The 23,457-nt window shown below is 29.9% G+C and carries 20 protein-coding genes, 1 tRNA gene and 1 other annotated feature; of the genes, 3 read left to right on the forward strand and 18 right to left on the reverse strand.

Annotation, left to right across the window (positions count from 1 at the left end; translation table 11 throughout):
- Positions 1–53 precede the first annotated feature (53 nt).
- From rpoC to rpmG, 10 genes are all read right to left on the reverse strand, one after another.
- Complete coding sequence (gene rpoC / locus Q4A58_RS03620; protein WP_303116639.1) at positions 54–4,007, reverse strand: DNA-directed RNA polymerase subunit beta'; 3,954 nt, start codon at positions 4,005–4,007, stop codon at positions 54–56.
- 44 nt (positions 4,008–4,051) lie between these two features.
- Positions 4,052–7,609, reverse strand: a complete 3,558-nt coding sequence (gene rpoB / locus Q4A58_RS03625) for a DNA-directed RNA polymerase subunit beta (protein ID WP_303116640.1) — start codon at positions 7,607–7,609, stop codon at positions 4,052–4,054.
- 169 nt (positions 7,610–7,778) lie between these two features.
- Positions 7,779–8,144, reverse strand: a complete 366-nt coding sequence (gene rplL / locus Q4A58_RS03630; RefSeq protein ID WP_022819903.1) for a 50S ribosomal protein L7/L12 — start codon at positions 8,142–8,144, stop codon at positions 7,779–7,781.
- 41 nt (positions 8,145–8,185) lie between these two features.
- On the reverse strand, positions 8,186–8,695 hold the full coding sequence (gene rplJ, locus Q4A58_RS03635; RefSeq protein ID WP_303116642.1) for a 50S ribosomal protein L10: 510 nt from the start codon (positions 8,693–8,695) through the stop codon (positions 8,186–8,188).
- Positions 8,696–8,713: 18 nt separating this feature from the next.
- Positions 8,714–8,845 (reverse strand) — a sequence feature (ribosomal protein L10 leader region).
- 2 nt (positions 8,846–8,847) lie between these two features.
- Entirely contained in the window at positions 8,848–9,555 is a 708-nt protein-coding gene (gene rplA, locus Q4A58_RS03640; RefSeq protein WP_303116643.1) for a 50S ribosomal protein L1, read from the reverse strand.
- 63 nt (positions 9,556–9,618) lie between these two features.
- Entirely contained in the window at positions 9,619–10,044 is a 426-nt protein-coding gene (rplK, locus tag Q4A58_RS03645) for a 50S ribosomal protein L11 (protein WP_303116644.1), read from the reverse strand.
- A gap of 35 nt (positions 10,045–10,079) precedes the next feature.
- The gene (gene nusG, locus Q4A58_RS03650; RefSeq protein WP_303116645.1) at positions 10,080–10,661 is read right to left on the reverse strand and encodes a transcription termination/antitermination protein NusG; all 582 of its coding nucleotides are present in this window, start codon (positions 10,659–10,661) and stop codon (positions 10,080–10,082) included.
- Positions 10,658–10,834, reverse strand: coding sequence for a preprotein translocase subunit SecE (secE, locus tag Q4A58_RS03655; protein ID WP_303116646.1), 177 nt, complete (start codon positions 10,832–10,834; stop codon positions 10,658–10,660). Before secE ends, nusG begins: the two co-directional genes overlap by 4 nt.
- A 21-nt stretch (positions 10,835–10,855) precedes the next feature.
- Positions 10,856–10,931: transfer RNA gene (locus Q4A58_RS03660), tRNA-Trp, on the reverse strand.
- 26 nt (positions 10,932–10,957) lie between these two features.
- Positions 10,958–11,110: a 50S ribosomal protein L33 gene (rpmG, locus tag Q4A58_RS03665; protein ID WP_005904076.1), complete on the reverse strand. Its 153-nt coding sequence runs from the start codon at positions 11,108–11,110 to the stop codon at positions 10,958–10,960.
- Between the two features lie 381 nt (positions 11,111–11,491).
- Here rpmG and Q4A58_RS03670 point away from each other — a divergent pair, with 381 nt between their 5' ends.
- Positions 11,492–12,484 (forward strand): PTS transporter subunit IIC, encoded by a 993-nt coding sequence (locus Q4A58_RS03670; protein ID WP_303116653.1) that lies wholly within the window; start codon positions 11,492–11,494, stop codon positions 12,482–12,484.
- A 40-nt stretch (positions 12,485–12,524) separates the two neighbouring features.
- Here the strand turns inward: Q4A58_RS03670 and Q4A58_RS03675 are convergent, their stop codons facing one another.
- On the reverse strand, positions 12,525–13,178 hold the full coding sequence (locus Q4A58_RS03675) for a Crp/Fnr family transcriptional regulator (protein ID WP_303116654.1): 654 nt from the start codon (positions 13,176–13,178) through the stop codon (positions 12,525–12,527).
- Positions 13,179–13,250: 72 nt separating this feature from the next.
- Between Q4A58_RS03675 and Q4A58_RS03680 the strand changes: the two genes are divergently transcribed.
- Positions 13,251–13,577, forward strand: coding sequence for a hypothetical protein (locus Q4A58_RS03680; RefSeq protein WP_303116656.1), 327 nt, complete (start codon positions 13,251–13,253; stop codon positions 13,575–13,577).
- Between the two features lie 27 nt (positions 13,578–13,604).
- Here the strand turns inward: Q4A58_RS03680 and Q4A58_RS03685 are convergent, their stop codons facing one another.
- The 4 genes from Q4A58_RS03685 to Q4A58_RS03700 form a co-directional block, all read right to left on the reverse strand.
- A complete protein-coding gene (locus tag Q4A58_RS03685) occupies positions 13,605–14,087 on the reverse strand; it encodes a dCMP deaminase family protein (protein WP_303116657.1) in 483 nt (160 codons plus the stop codon).
- A gap of 8 nt (positions 14,088–14,095) precedes the next feature.
- Positions 14,096–14,923 (reverse strand): 5'-nucleotidase, lipoprotein e(P4) family, encoded by an 828-nt coding sequence (locus Q4A58_RS03690; protein ID WP_303116659.1) that lies wholly within the window; start codon positions 14,921–14,923, stop codon positions 14,096–14,098.
- Between the two features lie 141 nt (positions 14,924–15,064).
- On the reverse strand, positions 15,065–17,539 hold the full coding sequence (locus tag Q4A58_RS03695) for a bifunctional 4-hydroxy-3-methylbut-2-enyl diphosphate reductase/30S ribosomal protein S1 (protein ID WP_303116660.1): 2,475 nt from the start codon (positions 17,537–17,539) through the stop codon (positions 15,065–15,067).
- Between the two features lie 5 nt (positions 17,540–17,544).
- A complete protein-coding gene (locus Q4A58_RS03700; RefSeq protein WP_303116661.1) occupies positions 17,545–17,814 on the reverse strand; it encodes an HPr family phosphocarrier protein in 270 nt (89 codons plus the stop codon).
- Positions 17,815–18,023: 209 nt separating this feature from the next.
- Here Q4A58_RS03700 and Q4A58_RS03705 point away from each other — a divergent pair, with 209 nt between their 5' ends.
- Positions 18,024–20,135 carry a glutamine synthetase III gene (locus Q4A58_RS03705; RefSeq protein ID WP_303116663.1) on the forward strand — a complete coding sequence of 704 codons (2,112 nt, stop codon included), beginning with the start codon at positions 18,024–18,026 and terminating at the stop codon, positions 20,133–20,135.
- A gap of 155 nt (positions 20,136–20,290) precedes the next feature.
- Here Q4A58_RS03705 and Q4A58_RS03710 read toward each other — a convergent pair whose 3' ends face one another.
- The 3 genes from Q4A58_RS03710 to Q4A58_RS03720 are packed head-to-tail and all read right to left on the reverse strand — an operon-like array spanning position 20,291 to position 22,976.
- Complete coding sequence (locus Q4A58_RS03710; protein ID WP_303116664.1) at positions 20,291–21,031, reverse strand: aminotransferase class IV; 741 nt, start codon at positions 21,029–21,031, stop codon at positions 20,291–20,293.
- A 12-nt stretch (positions 21,032–21,043) separates the two neighbouring features.
- Entirely contained in the window at positions 21,044–22,384 is a 1,341-nt protein-coding gene (gene pabB / locus Q4A58_RS03715; RefSeq protein ID WP_303116667.1) for an aminodeoxychorismate synthase component I, read from the reverse strand.
- Positions 22,374–22,976 carry an aminodeoxychorismate/anthranilate synthase component II gene (locus tag Q4A58_RS03720; RefSeq protein WP_303116665.1) on the reverse strand — a complete coding sequence of 201 codons (603 nt, stop codon included), beginning with the start codon at positions 22,974–22,976 and terminating at the stop codon, positions 22,374–22,376. Before Q4A58_RS03720 ends, pabB begins: the two co-directional genes overlap by 11 nt.
- Between the last annotated feature and the right edge of the window lie 481 nt (positions 22,977–23,457).

Below are 23,457 nucleotides of genomic sequence, written 5' to 3' on the forward strand. Positions count from 1 at the left end.
AGAAACGCTGTTATATTTTACTCAAACTTTATAACTTATAACAGCCTTTATTTTTAGTTCTCTTCTTTGTCCATATTATATTTTAATTTTATATTCTTATACTTATTGAAGCCCGTTCCAGCTGGAATCTTCTTACCTAAAATTACATTTTCCTTTAATCCTTCTAAATAGTCTACTTTTCCTTCAATAGCTGCATTAGAAAGTACCTTTGTAGTTTCTTGGAAAGATGCTGCTGATATAAAGCTTCCTGTGTTTACTGCCGCCTTTGTAATACCTTGAATTATAGGTTCATACTTTATTAATGCTTTGCCTTCTTCCATTAATCTCTTATTTTCAAGGTCTACAATTCTTTTTTCTAAAGCTTCATCCTCTAAAAATAATGATGCTCCAGAATCAATTATTCTAACCTTTTTAAACATCTGTTTTACTATTATCTCTATGTGCTTATCGTTAACTGTTACATCTTGATCTCTGTATACTTGCTGCACTGATTCAAGTATAAATTGCTCTGCAGCAACAAGACCCTTTATATTTAAAATATCGTATGGTGAAATTGCGCCTTCTGTTATTTTATCACCAGCTTTTATTTTTAAACCATCTGTAACTACCAAACGTTCTCCCATAGGGACTAAATACTCTTTAAATTCTTTTGGATCTTCTAGTGATCTTACTAGAATAGCTCTCATCTGTTTTTTTTGCTTTGGTAAAATTTCAATTTTACCATCTATCTCTGATAATAATGCCTTTCCTTTAGGATTTCTAGCTTCAAATAATTCTTGGATTCTAGGAAGACCTCCTGTAATATCTTTTGTTCCTTCTCCTACTTTTATTATTTTTGCTATTATATCTCCTTTTTTAACTTTTTCTCCATCTCTAACCATCATATATGCGCCATAAGGAATTGTATATGTTGCTAACTTCTCATTTTTCTTATCACGAATATGAACTCTTGGATTGGCTTCGCTATTATCTACAGACTTTACAACTAGGTACTCATAGACATCGTATTTCTCATCCCGAATTCTTTTAGGATTAAAATCTCTATATTCCACTTTTCCATCATGTGCTGATATTATAGGAATATGGTGTGGGTCAAATGAAACTAAAACATCTCCAACTTTAACCTTTTTTCCTTCTTTTACTCTTATTATAGAACCTGAGTCAACCTCGTGTTCATTATCTCCAACAATAATTTTTCCTCCCTGACTCACCACTACATTATCTCCATTGATATCCATAGTTTTTATATCTCTGAAGGAAATTATTCCATCGTTTTCAGCTTTCTTAGAATCAACTACTGTTGCTGCTCCAGCAACTCCTCCTGTATGGAAAGTTCTCATTGTAAGCTGTGTTCCTGGTTCTCCGATTGATTGAGCAGCAACAACTCCAACTGCTTCACCAAGTAAAATTTCTTTATAATTTGACAAATCCATTCCATAACATTTTTGGCAAACCCCTTTTTCCAAAGAACATGTTAATGGAGATCTTATTTTTACCTTTTTAATACCTAGTTCTTCTATTTTATCAATAAGCTCTTTCCCTATCATAGTATTTCTCTTAGCAATAATTTTTTTCTTATGTACTAAATCTTCTGCTAAGACTCTACCATTTATTCTTTCACTTAATTCTTCAATAGTTTTTCCATCTGCTCCAATTAAAGCTTCAACTTCAATTCCTTGTTCAGTATGACAATCTTCAGAATTCACTATCACTTCATGAGATATATCTACAAGTCTTCTTGTTAAATATCCAGAATCAGCAGTTCTTAATGCTGTATCTGCAAGCCCTTTTCTTGCACCATGAGATGACATAAAAAACTCTAAAACTGTAAGTCCCTCTCTAAAGTTTGCTTTTATAGGAACTTCTATAGTTCTTCCTTGAGTATCGGCCATATTTCCTCTCATTCCTGCAAGTTGTCTCATTTGGTTGGTATTTCCTCTGGCACCTGATGTGGCCATCATATATACTGGATTAAATTTATCCAAATTACTCATCATTGCATTTGTTACATCTTGAGTTGTTTTTGACCATACCTCAATTGTCTTTCTATATCTTTCTTCATTTATTATTTTTCCTGCTTTGTAGTCTTTTTCAATATCAGCAACTTCTTTATCTGCCTTTTTCAATAGATCTTTTTTCTCTTTTGGAATTTCAAGATCTTCTATACCTACTGATACCCCTGCAAAAGTCCCATAATGATATCCAAAATCTTTTATCTTATTTATTAAATCAGCAGTTTTTGAAAAACCATGTTTTTCATATAGTGATTTTATAAGTTTTTTTAATTCTTTTTTCCCAAATGTCTTTGAATAATCTCTATCTTCTGCTTCTAAAATCTCATTGAATAAAACTCTCCCAGCTGTAGTTTCTATAATCTCTCCAGCTATTCTAACTTTTATCAGAGCATGAGTTTCAATTTTTTCATTTTGATAAGCTGTTATAACTTGTTCTATATTTGAGAAAATTTTCCCTTCTCCTTTAACACCTTCTTTTTCCTTTGTCATATAATAACAACCCATTACCATATCTTGTGATGGTACAGCAATAGGCTCACCATTTGATGCAGATATTATATTATTTGGTGCTAGCATCAGAAGCTTTGCTTCCATTATTGATTCTGGAGATAAAGTTAAATGTACTGCCATTTGGTCACCATCAAAGTCAGCATTAAATGCAGAACAAACTAGTGGGTGTAATCTTATAGCTTTTCCTTCTATCAATACAGGTTCAAAGGCTTGAATAGAAAGTCTATGCAATGTTGGTGCTCTATTTAAGAGAACAGGGTGATCTTGTATAACATCTTCTATTACTGACCATACCTTATCATCTGATTCTTCAACCAGTTTTTTTGCCATTTTTATATTATTAGCTAGCTCCCTTTTTACAAGTTCTCTCATTATAAATGGTTTATATAATTCAAGAGCCATTTTTTTAGGAATACCACACTGATTCATTTTTAAGGAAGGTCCTACAACTATAACCGATCTAGCAGAATAGTCGACTCTTTTTCCTAATAAATTTTGTCTAAATCTTCCTTGTTTTCCTTTTAACATATCTGATAGAGATTTCAGCTCTCTATTATTTTGTGCAACTACTGGTTTCCCTCTTCTTCCATTGTCTATAAGGGCATCCACTGCTTCTTGTAGCATTCTCTTTTCATTTTTAACAACTATTTCAGGAGCCTTTATTTCTAATAACTTTTTTAACCTATTATTTCTATTAATTACTCTTCTATATAAGTCATTTAAGTCAGATGTAGCAAATCTTCCTCCATCTAATTGAACCATAGGTCTTAACTCTGCAGGAATAACTGGAACATTCTTCAGAATCATCCATTCTGGTCTATTACCCGATGAAATAAAGTCTCTAACTATTTTTAATCTTTTTACTATTTTTTTTCTTTTTTGAGTCGAATTAACATCTTCTAATTCTTTTTCTAAACTATCTCTTAGTACTTCTAAGTCAATAGCCTCAAGCAGTTTTAAAATTCCCTCTGCTCCCATAAAAGCTTCAAACTTGTTTCCATACAATTGTTTATACAATTTATATTCTTTTTCTGTAAGAATTTTCCCAATCTCAAGACTTTCTTCTTGACTAGCTGTTATTATATATCTTGCGAAATATAGTACAGATTCTAATTCTTTAGCTGAAATTCCAATTATTAAAGACATCTTATTAGGGCTTCCCTTAGAATACCAAATATGAGAAACTGGCGCAGCTAAACAAATATGCCCCATTCTCTCTCTTCTAACTTTAGCCTTCGTAACTTCAACTTCACATTTTTCACAAACAAGTCCCTTATATCTCATTCTTTTATACTTACCACAAGAACATTCCCAATCTTTAGTTGGTCCAAATATTTTTTCACAAAATAGACCATCCTTTTCTGGATTTAATGTTCTATAATTTATAGTTTCTGGCTTTGTCACTTCTCCATGTGACCATTCTTCAATCTTTTCTGGAGATGCTAATTTTATTCTTATTTTTTCAAAGCTTCTTATTCCCATTAATTTACAAATCCTCCTTAATCGAGACTATACCCTTAACTTACTTAATCATCATAACTATCTAAGCCATCATTTTCTTCATCTTCTATGTAAACTTCTCTCATTTCAGATAAAGGTGAGTATTCTGTTGGATTTTCATCTGTATTTACTTCTTCATCTACATTTATTACATTATCATATTCATCACATAACTCTATATCAAGAGCTAATGCTTGAAATTCTTTTAAAAGCACTTTAAATGACTCTGGTAAATCTGAATCAGGCATTGCCTCTCCTTTAATAATTGCTTCATATGTTTTAGTTCTTCCTGTTATATCATCTGATTTTACAGTTAGCATTTCTTGTAATATGTTAGATGCTCCATATGCTTCCAAAGCCCAAACTTCCATTTCTCCTAGTCTTTGTCCACCAAATTGTGCTTTTCCTCCCAAAGGTTGTTGAGTCACTAGTGAATAAGGACCTATAGCTCTAGCATGCATTTTATCTTCAACCAAGTGGTGCAACTTTAACATATACATTATCCCAACTGTCACTTTATTATCAAATTTTTCTCCCGTTCTTCCATCATATAAAGTAACCTTTCCTGTTCTTGGAAATCCTTGTTTTTCTAAGTAATCCTTAACTTGTTCTTCAGAAGCACCATCAAATACAGGTGTAGAAATATGTGTTCCCTCATTTAATGTTCGCATTGCCATTCCCAAATGTACTTCAAGAACCTGCCCTATGTTCATACGAGAAGGTACTCCAAGTGGATTTAATATTACATCCAAATGTGTTCCATCTTCTAAAAATGGCATATCTTCTGCTGGTAAAACTCTAGAAACAACTCCTTTATTTCCATGTCTTCCTGACATTTTATCCCCAACTGTTATCTTACGCTTTTCTGCTACCAATACTCTTATAGACTTATTGACTCCCGCTTTTAATTCGTCACCATTCTCTCTTGAAAGTTCAAGGATTTCAACTACTACTCCCTTTGAACCATGTGGCATTCTAAGAGAGGTATCTCTTACATCTCTTGCCTTTTCCCCAAAAATTGCTCTTAATAGTTTTTCCTCTGCTGGAGGTTCTGTTTCTCCCTTAGGGGCTGTTTTTCCAACTAGAATATCCCCTGGTTCAACTTCAGAACCTATTCTAATAATTCCATTTTCATCAAGATTTCTAAGAGCACTCTCAGAAACATTTGGAATCTCTCTAGTTATTTCTTCATCTCCAAGTTTTGTATTTCTAGCTTCTATTTCATATTCTTCCACATGAATTGATGTGAAAACATCATCTTTTCTTAATCTATCTGAAATTAATATAGCATCTTCATAGTTATAACCTTCCCATGGCATGAAGCCCATAAGGATGTTTCTTCCTAAAGCTAAATCTCCATTTTTAGTCGCTGGTCCATCTGCTATTATATCTCCTCGCTTTACTTTATCACCTAAATTCACTAAAGGAGATTGATGAAGACACATAGATTGATTGGATCTTTCGTAGTTCAATAATCTGTATGTATTTTCTTTACCATTTTCATCTTCTATTACTATTTTCTTTGCATCAACATATGTAACAATTCCATCAACTTTAGTTGTTACAACTGCTCCCGAGTCTACTGCAACCTTTCTTTCTATTCCTGTTCCTATAAATGGTGCTTCGGTCTTAAGAAGTGGTACTGCTTGTCTTTGCATGTTCGATCCCATTAAAGCTCTGTTAGCATCGTCATGCTCTAAGAATGGTATAAGCCCTGCTGAAACTGAAACCACTTGTTTAGGAGAAACATCAAGATAGTTTACTCTATCTGGGCTTACCTCAACTATTTCATGCCCATATCTACAAACTACCTCTCCTTGTAGCTTATTATTTTTTCCTAATTTTGTATCAGCTTGAGCTATAAATAAACCTTCTTCCTCATCTGCAGCTAAATAATGTATTACGTCTAACTGAGCTATTCCATCTTCCACTTTTACATAAGGTGTTTCAATAAATCCATATTTATTTATTTTTGCATATGTTGCAAGAGAACCTATTAAACCTATGTTAGGTCCTTCTGGAGTTTCTATAGGACAGATTCTTCCATAGTGTGAATCATGTACGTCTCTTACTTCAAAACCTGCTCTTTCTCTTGATAAACCACCAGGTCCTAGAGCTGATATTCTTCTTTTATGGGTTAATTCTGCCAAAGGATTTGATTGATCCATGAATTGAGATAATTGCCCTGAACCAAAAAAATCTTGAATAAGAGCATTTAATGGTCTAGTATTTAGAAGAGATTGAGGTGTAACTGTTTCTATATCTTGAGTTGTCATCTTTTCTTTTACCATTTTACTCATTTTAGTAAGACCTGTTTTAATTTGCATTAAAAGAAGTTCTCCAACACCTCTTACACGTCTGTTAGATAGGTTATCTATATCATCAGTATGAGCAGTTTGTTCTCCATTATTAAGAGCCATTACATATTTTATTGTAGCTAAAACATCTTCTCTAGTTAGAAGAATCTCATTTTCTGGAACATTTAGCTTCAATCTTTTATTCATTTTGTATCTACCAACAGGCTCTAAATCGTATCTTTGTGGATTGAAAAACATCTGCCTAATCAAACTTCTTGCAGATTCAACAGTCACCTGATCACCAGGTCTTAACTTTTTAAATATTTCTGTAACAGCTTCATCTCTTGTAAATGTTGTATCATTTAATAAAGTATTAGCTATTAATTTTTCCTCTGGTTTTACATCCCAATAAGCTACTTCTTCTACTTTAGCTTCAATCAATTTTAAAATTAAAGACTCATCAAAAGCAGATTCAGCTTCTGCAATGTATTCACCTGTTTCTTCATCAATTATATCCTCTTTTAAAATACAATTTTCAAATTTCGTTTTTAAAACTCCAATAACTTCTTCTGGTTCATTAGAATACTTTTTATAGATTTCTGCTAAATTAAAGGTAGCCGCTCTTAAGAAGAAATCTTTTATTTCTGTATTATTATCAAAAAAATCCACTGCTTTTAAAAATACTGTTGCCAAAACTTTTTTCTTTCTGTCTATCTTTACACTTAAAAAGTCATTTTTATCAGTTTCAAATTCCAGCCAAGTTCCTTTATAAGGTATTATTTTTCCAGAAAATAAATCTTTTCCTGTCTGTGTATTTACTTCTTTACTAAAAGATACCCCTGGTGATCTATGTAATTGAGATACTACAACTCTTTCTGCACCATTTATGATAAATGTCGCTCTATCTGTCATTTTAGGAACTTCACCAAAATATACTAATGTCTCTTGTATTTCATTTCCCATTTTTTTATTAATAAGTCTAAGCCTTACTTTTAATGAACTAGAATATGTTTTCCCTCTTTTTTTACATTCCAATTCATCATTTAATGGGTATTCTGCCTCATGTAATTCATAACCTATATACTCCAGTCTTATATCTCCATTTGAAGAATCAATTGGAAATATTTCTCTAAATGCTAATTCAAATCCCTTTTTTTCTCTTTTATTTGGAGAAACTTTAGATTGTAAAAAATCTTCATAGGAATTTAATTGAAATTCTAAAAAATGAGGCATTTCTCCTCTATTTTTTATGCTTCCAAAGTTTAATCTTTCAATGAGTTTGCTCATTAAGTCACTCTCCTTACAAGTAATTAATAATTAATCTTTTGAAATTAATAGGCAGTTTACTTCCAATAGATTAACTATCACCTAAAAAAATAAATAAGCACTAAAGTTACCAAAAAGGCACTCTATAATTCAAGAGTGCCTATTTTTTTGACTTTAGTATTATACGCTATTACTTAACCTCTACTTCTGCTCCTGCAGCTGTTAATTTTTCTTTAATAGCTTCTGCTTCTTCTTTAGGAGCAGCTTCTTTTATTGTTCCACCATTATCAACTAGATCTTTAGCTTCTTTCAATCCTAATCCTGTTATAGCTCTAACCTCTTTAATTACAGCTATTTTATTTGCTCCTGCTGATTTTAAAACTACATCAAACTCTGTTTTTTCTTCTGCAGCTTCTACTGGTCCTGCAGCAGCTACAGCTACTGGTGCAGCAGCAGTTACTCCAAAGTGCTCTTCCAATGCTGATACTAATTCTTTTAATTCTAATACTGTCATAGCTTCTAAATCAGCTATAAATTGTTCTTTATTAAATGCCATTATTATTTCCTCCTTAAATTTCCTATTTTTTATTTTTATTTCTATTCAGCAGCTTCTTTCTTATCTGCTATTGCTACAGTTGCATAAGCAAGTTTTCTTATTGGACCTAACATTGAGTTCAATAACATAGATAGTAATTGATCTCTCGAAGGTAATTTTGCTAACTCTTCCACTTCTGCAACACTAACTTTTTTACCAGTTAAATACCCACCTTTTATTTTAAAAACATCTTGTTTTGCTTTTGCCTTTGCTTTCGAAAGGTCAAAAACTGCCTTTGCTGGTGCTACTGGATCTGTATATCCAAATGCAAACGCTGTTGTTCCTTCTAAAACTTCATCAAAATTGTCCTCAATTCCAGATTCTTTAAGAGCTATTTTAAATAATCTATTCTTAGCTACTAGATATTCTGCTCCAGACTCTCTCATTTGTTTTCTTAATGTAGTTTCTTCATTAACTTTAATCCCTTGATAATCAACAAAAACAACTGATTGCGCCTTCTTAATTTTTTCAACTAACTCAGCTACAACTTCTTTTTTTACTTGAGTTGCCATATTGATTCACCTCCTCTTTTTTCAAAAAATATACCCTTGCTCCAAAGAACAAGGGTTGAGTTTTGAGGTTAGCGAAACCTAACTCCAACCTCGGTAGGATTTTTTTAAGACATTGTCTCCTACTGTCTTTGGTTTGGATTTATATTAAATTTTTATCCAACATATTTTGCAACTAGAGCAGGATCCATTTTTACACCTGGTCCCATAGTTAATGATACAGCTACAGTTCTTAAATATTGTCCTTTTGATGTAGCTGGTTTCAATCTAACAATTTGATCCATAAAAGCTTTGAAGTTAGCTTCTATTTTATCTAAATCAAAATCTACCTTCCCAATTGGAGCATGTATAGATCCTAATTTATCTACTCTAAATGCTAATTTCCCTTTTTTAAATTCTGACACTGCAGATGCTATGTCTGGAGTAACTGTACCTGATTTAGGATTAGGCATTAAACCTTTTGTTCCTAAAATTTTTCCTAGTCTCCCAATTTTAGGCATCATATCAGGAGTAGCTATTACTAAATCAAAGTCTAGCCATCCTTGTTGAATTTGATTTATATACTCTTCAGCTCCTGCATAATCTGCTCCTGCTGCTAAGGCTTTGTCTATATTTTCCCCAGATGTTATCGCTAATATTTTAACAGTTTTCCCTGTTCCATGTGGCAATACAACTGTTCCTCTAATTTGTTGATCAGCATGTCTTGGATCAACTCCAAGTCTTAAAGCTACTTCAACTGTTTCAACGAATTTTGCTGTCCTAGTCTTTTGTACTAATTCTAAAGCTTCTCTTATATCATAAAGTTTTCCAACTTCCACTAATTTAGCAATTTCTAAATATTTTTTACCTCTATGTTTTGCCATTATTAATTTCCTCCCTCTGTGGCTTAACGGGACACTTGCCCTACCACTAATTTTATAAAGCTATTAGTCTTCTATTTTTATTCCCATAGATCTTGCTGAACCTGCAATTATCTTCATAGCAGCCTCTACTGAACCTGCATTTAAATCAGGCATTTTTGTTTCAGCTAATTCTCTTAACTTGGCAGTAGTTATTTTCCCAGCTACTTCTTTTTTAGAATTTTTTGCACCTGATGATATTCCAGCTGCCTTTTTCAATAGATCCGATGCAGGTGGAGTTTTTAATATAAATGTGAAAGATCTGTCACTATATACAGAGATCTCCACTGGTATTACCCATCCAGCTTTATCTTGAGTTTTAGCATTAAATGCTTTACAAAATTCCATTATATTTACACCATGTTGCCCCAATGCAGGTCCAACTGGTGGAGCAGGATTTGCCTTTCCTGCTGGTAATTGTAGTTTTATTATATGAATTACTTCTTTTGCCATTTTTTTAATTACACCTCCATAAGAATTGTGTGTACTTACACTTTTTCAACACCACTAATTTCAACTTCAACTGGTGTCATTCTACCAAAAATTTCAACCATTACTTTAACTTTTCTGTGTTCTAAATCAATTTCAGCAACTTCGCCTTCTTGTCCTCCAAAGGCTCCATTCAAAATTTTTACATAATCTCCCTTTGCGAAGTCAACCTGTATAATTTCTTTAGGAACTTTTATTCCTATTATATTAAATATATTTCTTACCTCATGTTCTTCCATGGGAATAGGATCAGAGCCAACTCCTACAAAGCCAGTTACTCCATTCGTATTTCTTATAATGTACCAAACATCAGGATCCACTTTAAAGTTAATTCCATTTTCATTCTCTTCCCTAGTAGCTTCCATTTCAAGCATTACATAACCAGGAAAAAGCTTCCTAAAAACGCTTTTTTTCTTTCCTCTGACAATTTCAATATTTTCTTCCTCGGGAACCAGTATATTACTCACTATTTCACCTAAACCTAAAGTCTCTACTTTCTGTTCAAGATCAGTTTTTACTTTTTTTTCATATCCTGAATAAGTATGAATCATAAACCATTTTCTTACGTTTTCTATACTCATATTATTGCCTCCAAAACTTTCAAAGCTCTAAGGGCTAGAATATCAAAAATTCCAAGATAGATAGATATTAAAACAGTCATAGTTACAACCCAAGCAGTAGAATGAATAACTTCTTTTTTTGAAGGCCATTCAACTTTTGAGTACTCCATCTTAACCTTTTGAAACAAGTTCATAATATCTCCCTTCAATAAAAGTGGCAGGTCAAGAGGGACTCGAACCCCCAACCCTCGGTTTTGGAGACCGATGCTCTACCAATTGAGCCATTGACCTGCATGTGTGTTTACTAATTCACTGTATTATTTTTTTGTCTCTTTATATAGAGTATGTTTCTTTAGTACAGGGTTGTACTTCATCATTTCCAATCTCTCTGGATGGGTCTTTTTATTTTTTGTTGTAGTGTAATGTCTCAATTTAGTTTCTGTACATTCTAAAATTACTTGTACTCTCATCTCTCATTCCTCCTATTAAATTGTATTTTCTAAATCTTATATAGCTCATACAATTAATACTCAATCTAAACGAAGAAATCTTAAGATAATTAAAATTCTTCACAATCTACATCAAAGTGTAAACTATTATCAAAAACAAGTCCACTCTTTAACGGTATCCAATGATCCTCCCATAATTAAAAAATATATATGGTATACGAGTTTTTCCTGTATTCTGCTTTCTAAGACATAGAGTATTCTAGCATATTTATTAAACTGTGTCAACTATTCCTGCAAATTAAATTTATTTTTTATTTTAAATAAACTTTACTTATATTTCTTTTATTGCTATTATTATAGTAATTGTACAATAATAATTTTATCTAAAAAGGGGTCTAAAAAATGAAAAATTTTTTTATTAAAAGTCTTAATGGAATGGCTTTAGGTCTTTTTTCTTCACTTATTACAGGCTTAATTTTAAAGCAAATTGGTTCTTTATTTTCTATCGATTTTTTAATTCAGCTTGGTACTCTATCTCAGTTTCTTATGGGTCCAGCAATAGGAGCTGGTATTGCTTTTGCATTGAGCTCGCATCCACTTATCATAACAGCCTCTCTTATAACAGGAGCTTTTGGTGCTGGAAGTATAAATTTTATTGATTCCTTAGCTACAATACGTATAGGTGAGCCTATAGGAGCATATTTTTCAACTGTTTTTGCTGTTTTTTTGGTAAATAAAATTGCAGGAAAAACAAAGTTTGATATCATTTTACTTCCTTCTTTAACAATAATTTTAGGTTGCCTTATTGGTAGATTTTTTTCTCCTTTTATTTCTGAATTTATCAAGGAACTTGGCTTTATAATAAATAAAAGTACTGAACTTAATCCAGTTTTTATGGGGCTTACAGTTTCAGTTATTATGGGTTTGCTTTTAACTTTACCCACAAGTTCTGCCGCTATAGGTATATCTTTAGGCTTAAGTGGACTTGCTGCTGGAGCAGCTCTTACTGGCTGTTGCTGTCAAATGATTGGTTTTGCAATTATATCTTATGATGATAATGACATAGGAACAACTTTATCTATAGCTTTTGGAACTTCGATGATACAAATCCCAAATATAATTAAAAATCCCCTTATTTGGATTCCACCTACTTTAAGTAGTGCTATACTTGGAATTTTATCAACAACTATTTTTAAACTCCAAACTAATAGCATTGCATCTGGGATGGGTACAAGTGGATTGGTAGGACAACTTTCTACTTTTTCTTTAGCTGGGAAATCTTATATAATTCCTATGTTAATACTTCATTTTTTATTACCAAGTCTTATAAGTTACTTCATATATAAATTTATGAAAAAGAGAAATTATATAAAAAAAGGGGATTTAAAAATTTAGTCCCCTTTTCATTTTTTATATTCTTCTCTTAATGTACCTATTAATTTTTTAAAAAATCTTTGTCTAAAATTTTATATTTGTTCCTTCCTATTCTCTCTATCTTACCCTCATTGATATAATCACTTAAAACTCTTGAAAGAGATGGTCTTGCTACTCCAAAACTTTCTGCTAAACCTTTTAAATTATCAATTGTCACTTCACAAGATTTATGGTTTCTTATTATAAAATTACGAATTTTTTCTCCTATAGTTTTATTATTAAAGTTATTCCATATTTTTGCACTTAAAAGCTGTGCTTTATTTGAAATTTCATTTAAATAATTTTCAAGAATTTTGCGCTCAAGTGACAATAATTTTAAAAAGTTTATTTTATTTATATGCAATATTTCAACCTCACCCTTAGCAACCAAATCAACTGGGTAAGTATTGTTAGTCCCAAAAATAAAAGCTGAGGCAAGAGCATCAGCAAGCCCTAATTCCTCTATTTTTTTTACATTTCCATCCTTAGTCAACATTTCTGTTTTTACTATTCCTTTTATTATTAGATTCAAACCTTCCACTTTATCTCCACGAAAGGCTATATTTTCTCTATCTTTATATTTTTTTCTATCATATTTTATTTCCCTTAAAATTAGTTTGATTTTTTCTAAGCTAAGATTTTTGAATATCAGGCTACTTTTTAATACTTCTTCCATTCTATTATCCCCCTTGTCAATCATAATTATATCTGTTAGAATTTAAACAAATCTATAATTATGGAGTGTCTTATGAAAAAATTAATTATCACTTGCCCTAAATGTACCAAAAAAATAAAAATTTCTAATAAAATGGCTAAATATAAATGTCCCTATTGCTCAAATATTTATATGTTTGATATATTAAAATTTGTTCATATCAATATAGAGAACTTCTTTACAACTACTGTCAATAAAATTACAACAAAATTTAATAACTTTAAAAATACATACAAATATATGAAACAATTAAAACGACATATGAAAAGCGATCCAAATTGGTCCAACTACAGAAAACAAAAAGAAGAGGAAAAAGCACAGCAAAGCCATAAATCTTTTTTTTCAAAATTTAAAAGATAGCTATTTCTATATAAAAAATTTTAAATTTTACTCAACACAAAAATTTAAAATAATTTCCTTTCTATCTGTCTCTAATCTTCTATATTTAACTTCTGCTGCATCTAGCATTTTTTTAGATGCTTTATTTGCGTTTGTGCCTTCATATTTGTCTGATAAATATACTATTTCCTTGATTCCACTTTGGATTATTGCCTTACTACATTCATTACAAGGAAAAAGTGCCACATATATGGTACAATTTTTTAGAGATTTTATGCTATTCAAAATAGCGTTCAATTCTGCGTGACATACATAAGGATACTTAGTTTCCAAAAACTCCCCTTCTCTTTCCCATGGAAATTCCCCATCTTCACAACCTCTCGGAAGACCATTGTATCCAATTCCTACTACTCTTTTATCCTCATTTACTATGCAAGCTCCAACCTGCGTATTAGGATCTTTACTTCTCATCGCAGATAAAAGAGCTAGTCCCATAAAATAATCGTCCCAGTTTATATAATTTTTTCTCATATTTCTCCCTACCTGCTAATATTCTCATAATTTCTTAATACAGTTCTTCTCGCATTTATTAAGTCTTTTGCATCTCCAAACTTCCCACCATAGATGGCTGTTTCAAAGGCACCATACATAGGATTTGGGAATACTATAAATTTAGTACCAAATTCCTTTGCCAGTTCTTCAACTTTTTTATTTCTATCTTCAATAGATTTCGTTGAAAATTCCTCAAAATCAGATAGATTATCTCCAAAAAGCATGATTAAATTGGTATGATTTTTAACATAATCTCTACGATTAACTTTTCCACTTTTATCATTTTTTCCTTTCAATAATACATGAGCTCTACTCTGTACAGGTAATCCTAATTTTTTTAAATTTTTTATAGTTGCATCCAAGTGTTCTTCATATCTATCTGAAATATAATATATTTCAACCTTATTCTTATTTGCTAATTCTAAGAAATCTTTAGCACCAGGAAGTACACCTGCTGCTGACATATTTACCCATTCATTCCAACTTTCTTTAGACCAATTTCTCCCCTTCTTTATATTTTCTGCTGAATAGACGCTGTTGTCTAAAACTGTTTCATCTAAGTCTAGGACTATAGAATAAGGTTTTTCGCTAGGCTTTTTTAAATGCTCTTTCAATCTTTGAGTTGCAATATTATAAGCTTGTATAAATAATGCTTTTGCTTCTCCCGAAGTTTGAAACCAATTAGTTGACATTACATTTTGTTCTGAACGAAGTTCTTCATAGGTTAAAGAAATCTTATCTTCCTGTTTTATTTCTCTTGCATTTGTACATGCTACTACTGTCAATAAACTAATAAATAAAAAAAATTTTTTCATTATATTTCTCCTTATCAAACTCTACAAATAAAGATTTTTAATATTTTAATAATAGAATAAATAAAAGAGCCTTTAAAAAAAGGCTCTTAAATAAATTTATATCACAAACAAAGTTTTAAAAAATTAAACTAAATGCCTTTTTTATTCTTCACCCGAAACAGAATATTTCTCAATTAGTTCTCTTTCTTCTCTGTTTTTCTCTTCAAGTTCTATCTTTTTTATAGATAGTTTAATTTTTTGTGTATCTTTATTAACTTCAACTATTTGAGCTTTTACAGTATCTCCTTCTTTAAACCTTTCTCTAATATCTTTTATAAAATCTTTAGAAGCAAATTGAGTTGGTATAAAACCATCTACACCCTTAGTAAGTTCAATAAATAAACCAAAGTCAGTAACTGTTTTTATTTTTCTTTCTACTGTTAACCCTTCTTTGTACTCTTCCATAGCCTTATCCCATGGACTCTTTCTTAATGCTTTTATACTTCCTTTAATTTTTTTATCATTTAAATCAAGCTCTGTTACTTTTAATTCAACTTCATTACCCACTTCGTATTTAATTGTTTCTTCACCAGGCCAGTTAAAGTCTGAAATATGAACAAATGAATCAACTCCGTCAACCACTTCTACAAAAATACCAAAAGGCTTTGTTTCTACAACTTTTCCTTTTAAAACTGTTCCAACTGCAAAATTTGTTTCAGCACTTTCCCAAGGATTTGCAACTAATTGCTTTATTCCTAATTTTAGTTTTCTGTCTGCTGCATTTAACTCTATTATTCTTACTTTAATTTTTTCCCCTTCTTTTATATAGTCAGAGATATTTACTTTTTTCTTAGTCCAACTAAAATCTGAAATATGTATTAAGCCTTCAACTCCTGCTTTTATTTCTGCAAAAGCACCATAAGGTAACACTTTAGTAACAGTTGCTTCAACCTCATCATCAACTTTAAATTCTGTTTCTAAACTTGTCCATGGATCTGCTTCCAATCTTTTTATTGATAGTTTAATATTTCTCTTTGTTTCATCAAGGGAAACTATAATTGCTTTTATAATATCTCCCACTTTAAACTCATCTGTTAATTTTTCAAGCCTTTTCCAAGAAATTTCTGAGATATGTATAAAACCTCTTAAACTCCCTATAGCAACTGCTAAGCCAAATTCCATTATTTCTGTAATTTTACATTCTACTACTTTATCTACAGCTAATTCAGCAAATTCCTTTTCTTGCTTCATAAATCTAATATCTTTCACTGAATACGTAATTTTTTTATTTCTTTTATCCTTAGGGTCCAATTTTATATCTTTAACTATTACTGAAACTTTTTTACCTATCACATTTTCTTCATTTTCTGAAATTTCTGAAAGTGAGTTAGGCAGAAAACCAGCATAGAATAAAGCCTGTACTAAATATCCTCCCTTTATTTTTTTTGTAATTGTACCTTCTAAAATACTTTTGTTCTCAAAAGACTCTTCTATTTTAGACCAATTTTTTTCAATTTCAATTTTTCTTCTTGATGCAAGTATATATTCTTGATCATCATCAGATTCTAAAAGACCAGTTATTAAAACTTCTACAGTATCTCCGACTTTATAACCTTCTAATTCTTCCGTTCTTACTCTTACTGCTGTTCTTTCTCCTGGAACATCAAGATATGTATAGTTTAGATCGATAGAATCTATCGTTCCTTCTACTCTCTTCTCTTGATTCGGTTGGTACTCTTCCAACATTGCTAAAAATTCATCATGGTTCTCATTTAAATTAGGCATTTTAATCCCCCTTATTTTATTTTCTATGTTCTTTATTATTTCTTCTGGTGTTGATGCTCCTGCTGTTAGTCCAACAGTTTTCTTATTTTTAAAAATTTTTTCATCTATATCAAATTCATTTTCTACTAGATAACTAAACTCATTTATATTTTTAGAAATCTCATAAAGCTTTTTTGTATTTGAGCTTTTCTTATCTCCAATAATTATCATAATGTCAACTTCAGGTGCTAAATCTTCCACTGATTTTTGCCTAACAGTTGTTGCTCCACATATTTTATCAAAAATTCTGACATTTTGATACATCTTTTGAAAAAAATTTTTTATCTCTTCAAATTTTTTCTTATTTAAAGTGGTCTGGGTTGAAAGTAAATATTTTTTATTCTTATCTATTTCTATTTCTTTTGCTTCATCTAAAGTTTCAAAAATTTCAATCTCATCAGCATAAGAAATTATTCCCTTTACTTCAGGATGATTTTTATCCCCTACAAATAATACTGTATATCCTTCTTTATTTGCTAAATCAACTTCATCTTTTATTTTTTTTACAAATACACAAGTGGCATCATAAATTATAACCTTCTTTTCCTTTAGTTTATTATGAATAGCCTTGGTTGTCCCGTGGGCTCTTATTATAACTATATCGCCTTCTTTTAACTTACTGCTGTCATTTAATATTTCTTCCTCATCAATAACTTCAAAGCCTTTGTTTTTCATATTTTCCATAACATATTTATTATGAACTAACATTCCTAAAATATATTTTTTTCCTTCTTTTTCTAAGGAATTGCATATATTTATAGCCTCTAATACTCCAAAACAAAAGCCCATATGTTTAGCTCTTATTACTTCCAAATAGGTTACTCCTCATTAAATTTTTTTATTTCTATAAGATCTATTAATTCATCTAACATAGCATCTTCATCAGGACCATCTGCAATTAACTCAAGCTCTCTTCCTTCCTCAGCAGCAAGCAACATTAATCCCATTATGCTTTTTCCATTAACAGTTTCATCTTCAGATCTAACCATTATATCTGAGTCATACTTAGTAACAAGCTTCACAAATAAAGAAGAAGGTCTTGCATGTAGTCCTTTTTTATTTTTAATACTAACTTTTACAGTTTTCATTCTCATCCCTTTCCTTTATTTTAAATTAAGTTAGATCTTCTTATTATTATAGCAAAAAGTGAATACAATTTACAGTATTTTTAGTAAAAAAATATTTTATTTTTTTATAATATATTTTATAAATGATTTTTATATCAATTATTTTATTGTATCTAGATTAACTTTATGATAAAATACAAAATTAAATATTATTTTTAAATGGAGGTTCTATGAATAATTTACTTGAAAACTTTGGCACAAATTGCTTTTCAGAAAAAAATCTAAAAAATAGAGTTCCTGATTATGTTTTTAAAAAATTTTTAAAAATTAGAGAAGGTAAAGAAGAGCTGACTATTGAAATTGCTGATATTATAGCTAACGCTATAAAAATGTGGGCACTTGAAAAAGGAACAACACACTATACTCATTGGTTTCAACCTCTCACAGAACTCACAGCTGAAAAACACGAATCATTTATTTCTATAAATCCTGACGGAACGAGTATGGCTAAATTTTCTGGTAAAGAATTAATAAAGGGTGAATCTGATACTTCATCTTTTCCAAATGGTGGGCTTAGATCTACCTTTGAGGCTCGAGGTTACACTGCTTGGGATATAAACTCTCCTATGTTCTTAAAAGGTGAAGAAGGCTGTAAAACTCTTTATATTCCAACTGCCTTTGTTGCATATAATGGAGAAGCTCTAGATAAAAAGGTTCCCTTACTTCGTTCGATAAAAACTCTTAGAAATGAAGTTTTAAAATTACAAAAACTTTTAGGAGATAATGAAACAGAAAATATAAATGTTACTTTAGGTGTGGAACAGGAATATTTTTTAATTGATAAAAACTTTTTTTATAAAAGACAAGATCTCGCTCTTTCTGGAAGAACAGTTTTCGGTTGCTTACCTCCAAAAGGGCAAGAAATGAATGACCATTACTATGGAACTATCAAAGAAAGAATCGAAATATTTATGGCTGAACTTGATAACGAACTTTGGAAACTTGGTGTCATGTCTAAAACAAAGCATAATGAAGTTGCTCCCAATCAATTCGAAATAGCTCTTATGTTTAATACTGCAAATGTTGCTATTGATCAAAATCAAATTACTATGGATATGATTAAAAAAGTTGCAAATAGGCATAACCTTGTGGCTTTACTTCACGAAAAACCATTTCATGGCGTAAACGGTTCAGGAAAGCACTGCAATTGGTCTTTGTCTACTGATAGAGGTGTTAATTTATATGACCCTGACACACTTTCTAAAGATAATTTTTCATTTTTGGTATATTTAATGGCAATGATAGAGGCTGTAGATAAGTATGCTCCTGTTCTGAGGGCTACTACAGCAACCCCTGGAAATGATCACAGATTAGGTGGACATGAAGCTCCTCCTGCAATTATATCTATTTTCTTAGGAGAACAGCTAGAAAATCTTCTAGAAAATATAGAAAATATAAATTTTGAAAATAAATCTACTACTAATGAGCTTGAAATAGGATTCCACATTCCTAAGATAAAAAAAGATATATCTGACAGAAATAGAACTTCTCCAATGGCATTTACTGGGAATAAATTTGAATTTAGAATGCCTGGCTCTAGCGCTTCTCCTGCAACTCCAACCTTTGTTTTAAATACTATAGTTGCAGATGTAATAAAAGAATATAATAAATTTTTAGAGGAGTCTCTAAAAACTAAATCTATTAAAAACTCTATTATTTCACTTATTAAAGATAAATATCCGAAGCACAAAAAAATTATTTTTGATGGAAATGGTTATGAGCAGAAGTGGATAGATGAAGCAAAGAAAAGAGGGCTTCCTAATCTTAAGAATACTATTGAAGGATTACCTGCCTTCATTGAAGAGGATATTATTCAACTTTTTGAAAGAAACAATGTCTTATCTCGTAGCGAATCTTTCTCAAGATTTCATGTATACACTGAAAGATATAACAAGCAATGTAATATTGAGATTTCAACTGCTATCAGAATAGCTAGAAATCAAATTTATCCTTTTGTAATAAAATACATATCAAATCTTGCTAAATCAATTCACAGAGCAAAAAAAATTTTTAATGAAGAAAGCTTGTTTGAATTTGATATTAATCTTTTAAAAGAAATCATTTTACTAAAAAATGATATAGTTACTTTAGCTAATGACTTGGAAAAAAATTTAACTGAAGCATTGAAGGTTGAAACTGATTATCATAGAGCTGTATTTTATAACAACAATGTATTTCCTATATTAAAAAACTTAAGATTTGCTGTAGACAGCCTTGAATTAAAAATAGCCTCAGATGCCTGGCCTATACCAAGTTATTATGATTTACTATTTAAATTATAGTTTTTTTGTATAAGCCAACTTCGTTGATTGACTTCTACTGTATAACTCAAATATAAAGTTTTTGAAACCATAAATATCATTATTTTAATTGTTTGGCTAAAATAAAAATACATAAATTTATACTTTTTTATATACTAAAAAGGGGCTATTATAATTTACAATAGTCCCTTTTTTATCTCTTTATTATATTTACTTAAAATCTCATTTGTTATTTCCCTTGATTTTAGCTTTAATGCTCCTATTGAACTTACTGACATTATACCCATTAAAGAATTTGTTAAAAAAGCTTCATCAAAAAATTCTATATCATTTAAGGAAATTTCTCCTTCAATTACATCAAACTCTCTTATTACCCAATCTCTAACTATTCCTTTTAATAAGCCACAAGCCAATTTTGGAGTCATTATTTTATTATTTTTTACAAAGAATATGTTACTAGTTCCTCCTTCACTGATAAAGCCCTTTGTGTTTAAAAACAGAGGTTCGTCATAACCTTGTAAAATACTTTTCTGTTTTTCAAAAATATTCTCTGCACAATTAAGAGTTTTATGGTAACTAAATATAGAGCTTTCATTCCTTTTTATTTTTGAAATATTTAACCTAAATCCTTTTTTATATTGCTCATCTGTATAGGAATAGTTTCTCTTCAAAAAAATTTTATTTTCTTCAGATATTATTATTTTGATTACTTCGTTCTCTTTTAAACTAGGATTTTCTACTAAATAATTTAAAATTTCTTCCTCATAAACTTCAGGAAATTTAAAATCTAAATCTCTTATAGAGGTATTCAGTCTCAATAGATGCTCATTTAAAAATAAAGCTTTATTTTTATATATATGAATAGTTTCAAAAAGTCCTAAACCAAAACTATAGCCATCATCTAAATTGATTTTCACAGTTAATCTCCTTTATACTAAAGCTTCCAAAAGAGCTTTCGCTTTTTGTAAAGTTTCCTCATACTCGAAATCTAAATCTGACTCACAAGTTATTCCTCCGCCTACTCCCAAATAATATTTTCCGTCTTTGTGAACAAGTGTCCTAATTATTATATTTAAATCACAATTTCCATCAAAAGAAATATAACCCAATGAGCCTGTGTATAAATTTCTTCTAGATTTTTCTAATTCATCTATAATTTCCATAGCTCTTATTTTGGGTGCTCCTGTTATAGAACCTCCAGGAAAAGTAGCCTTGATTAAATCCACAAAATCTAAATCTTCTTTTAACTTTCCTATAATTGTAGAAACTAGATGAAATACCGTTGAATAAGTTTCAACCTCAAATAGCTCAGTTACCTTGACAGATTGTAATTCACATATCCTATGAAGGTCATTTCTTTCCAAATCAACTATCATTAAAAGCTCACTCTTATCTTTTTCTGATTCTAAAAGCTCATTCTTTAAAAGTTTATCTTCTTCTATAGTCCTTCCTCTTTTTCTAGTCCCTTTTATAGGTCTTGTTTCTATTAACTTATCCTCCATTTTTATAAATCTTTCTGGAGATGCACTAATAACTTGAAAATCTTTATAATCTAGATAAGCTCCAAATGGTGATGGATTATACTTTCTCAAATAGGAAAACACATCTAAAGGATTCTTTCTGCTTTCAACCTTTAGTCTCTGTGTCATATTAGTAATATATATATCGCCCTCCACTATATAATTAATCATTTTAGATATAGCTTCTAAATACTCTTCTTTTTTAAAATTTGATTCATAGTTTGCAAGTTCTTTGTTTTTCTCTAAATTTTCTTCCTCAAATTTAAAATTTAAAATAAAATTTTCAAGTTCCAATAAATCTTCTTCTCTTTGATAAGAAATAAATATTTCTTTTTTATCAAGATCTTCTATTATAAAGGTTCTATAAAATCTTATTATTGCTTCTGCTACATCTAAATCTTTAAAGTGCCTTGTCTTTATTTTTTCAAATTTTCTTCCATAATCATAAGAAAAATAAAGTATCCCCCCTGCAATTAAAGGAAAATCATAGGGATTTTCTTCCTTGTTTTCTCTTAAAAATTTTTTTAAATATCCTTCTAAATTATTTTTACTCTCATTACCATTTACATAAAACTTCTCATTATCTTCTTTTAATTCCAAGTATAAATCTAAAGCAATTATAGAATATTTACCATATTTATTATGCAAAGAAGAATCTAAAAATGCTATACTTGAATCTTTTTTATATAAATTTTTAAATAATAAAAATATATCAACGTATTTTTCTAATTTTTTTACTCTAGTCATAATTTTCATTTCTCCATTTTTTTGCTATTTTAATAAAATTTCTTATCATTTCATGACCATATTCAGTAAGTACAGCCTCAGGATGAAATTGTACTCCATATAAAGGATATTTCTTATGAGAAATTGCCATTATTATGCCATCTTTTGTCTCAGCATCTATTTCAAAATCAGCTGATAAATTTTCTTTTATAATGAGAGAATGATATCTTGTTACTTTTATATTAATTGGCAAATTTTCAAAAATATTTTTTCCATTATTTTTTATATTTTCAACCTTTCCATGCATAGGTTTAAAAGCTTTGGTAACATTTGCACCAAAAACATGACCAATTATTTGATGTCCTAAACATACTCCAAATATTGGAATTTTTTTATAAAATTTTTCTATAATTTCATTACACAACCCACAATCTTTTGGACTTTTAGGTCCAGGAGAAATTATTATTCCTTCTATTTTTTTTTGTTGTATTTTCTTTTCCATAGTTTTCAAATTTACTTGATCATTTCTTATAACACTTATTTCTATTTTTTCTTCCATAAAATAACTTACAAGATTATATACAAAAGAGTCATAATTATCTATCATTATAAACATAGTACTCTCCTATTTAATTTTTTAACACTTCAATTTTAGCATTGAATTAGTTTTTTTTCTATTTAAATTTTATATAAAAACTTATTTTAATTTCTAAGTTAAAATTTTGAATTTATATTTTACAATATAATAAAAAAGAATTCTCTTATACATGATAAGAGAATCCTTTTTTATTATAAGGTTGGTATGATATCATTTTCATTAACAAAAAATATTTTTATTATTTTATTTTGTTTTGCTTAATATTATTTTCTGTTACAACTAATTATACAACATATTTTATTTTTTAGCAAGCTATTTTTTTTATTTTTTTATAAATTTTATTTTATTTATTTTTCTCTTTTATATCATAGAAAAATTATTTTAATTACAGTAAAAAATTTTTTTCTCAATTATAAAATTTATTTATCTTATAGTTTTTTATATATAAAAAAAGCCGATTGGAGATTCTTAAAAAATCTATTCCAATCGGCTGATTTTT

This window comes from Fusobacterium sp., assembly GCF_030528405.1.
GTDB lineage: Bacteria > Fusobacteriota > Fusobacteriia > Fusobacteriales > Fusobacteriaceae > Fusobacterium.

Bases quoted from the DNA above. Each gene is read 5' to 3' on its own strand.
- rpoC (WP_303116639.1), bottom strand. From the start codon at position 4,007: ATGGGAATAAGAAGCTTTGAAAAAATAAGAATAAAATTAGCATCTCCA.
- rpoB (WP_303116640.1), bottom strand. From the start codon at position 7,609: ATGAGCAAACTCATTGAAAGATTAAACTTTGGAAGCATAAAAAATAGA.
- rplL (WP_022819903.1), bottom strand. From the start codon at position 8,144: ATGGCATTTAATAAAGAACAATTTATAGCTGATTTAGAAGCTATGACA.
- rplJ (WP_303116642.1), bottom strand. From the start codon at position 8,695: ATGGCAACTCAAGTAAAAAAAGAAGTTGTAGCTGAGTTAGTTGAAAAA.
- rplA (WP_303116643.1), bottom strand. From the start codon at position 9,555: ATGGCAAAACATAGAGGTAAAAAATATTTAGAAATTGCTAAATTAGTG.
- rplK (WP_303116644.1), bottom strand. From the start codon at position 10,044: ATGGCAAAAGAAGTAATTCATATAATAAAACTACAATTACCAGCAGGA.
- nusG (WP_303116645.1), bottom strand. From the start codon at position 10,661: ATGAGTATAGAAAACGTAAGAAAATGGTTTATGATTCATACTTATTCA.
- secE (WP_303116646.1), bottom strand. From the start codon at position 10,834: ATGAACTTGTTTCAAAAGGTTAAGATGGAGTACTCAAAAGTTGAATGG.
- rpmG (WP_005904076.1), bottom strand. From the start codon at position 11,110: ATGAGAGTACAAGTAATTTTAGAATGTACAGAAACTAAATTGAGACAT.
- Q4A58_RS03670 (WP_303116653.1), top strand. From the start codon at position 11,492: ATGAAAAATTTTTTTATTAAAAGTCTTAATGGAATGGCTTTAGGTCTT.
- Q4A58_RS03675 (WP_303116654.1), bottom strand. From the start codon at position 13,178: ATGGAAGAAGTATTAAAAAGTAGCCTGATATTCAAAAATCTTAGCTTA.
- Q4A58_RS03680 (WP_303116656.1), top strand. From the start codon at position 13,251: ATGAAAAAATTAATTATCACTTGCCCTAAATGTACCAAAAAAATAAAA.
- Q4A58_RS03685 (WP_303116657.1), bottom strand. From the start codon at position 14,087: ATGAGAAAAAATTATATAAACTGGGACGATTATTTTATGGGACTAGCT.
- Q4A58_RS03690 (WP_303116659.1), bottom strand. From the start codon at position 14,923: ATGAAAAAATTTTTTTTATTTATTAGTTTATTGACAGTAGTAGCATGT.
- Q4A58_RS03700 (WP_303116661.1), bottom strand. From the start codon at position 17,814: ATGAAAACTGTAAAAGTTAGTATTAAAAATAAAAAAGGACTACATGCA.
- Q4A58_RS03705 (WP_303116663.1), top strand. From the start codon at position 18,024: ATGAATAATTTACTTGAAAACTTTGGCACAAATTGCTTTTCAGAAAAA.
- Q4A58_RS03720 (WP_303116665.1), bottom strand. From the start codon at position 22,976: ATGTTTATAATGATAGATAATTATGACTCTTTTGTATATAATCTTGTA.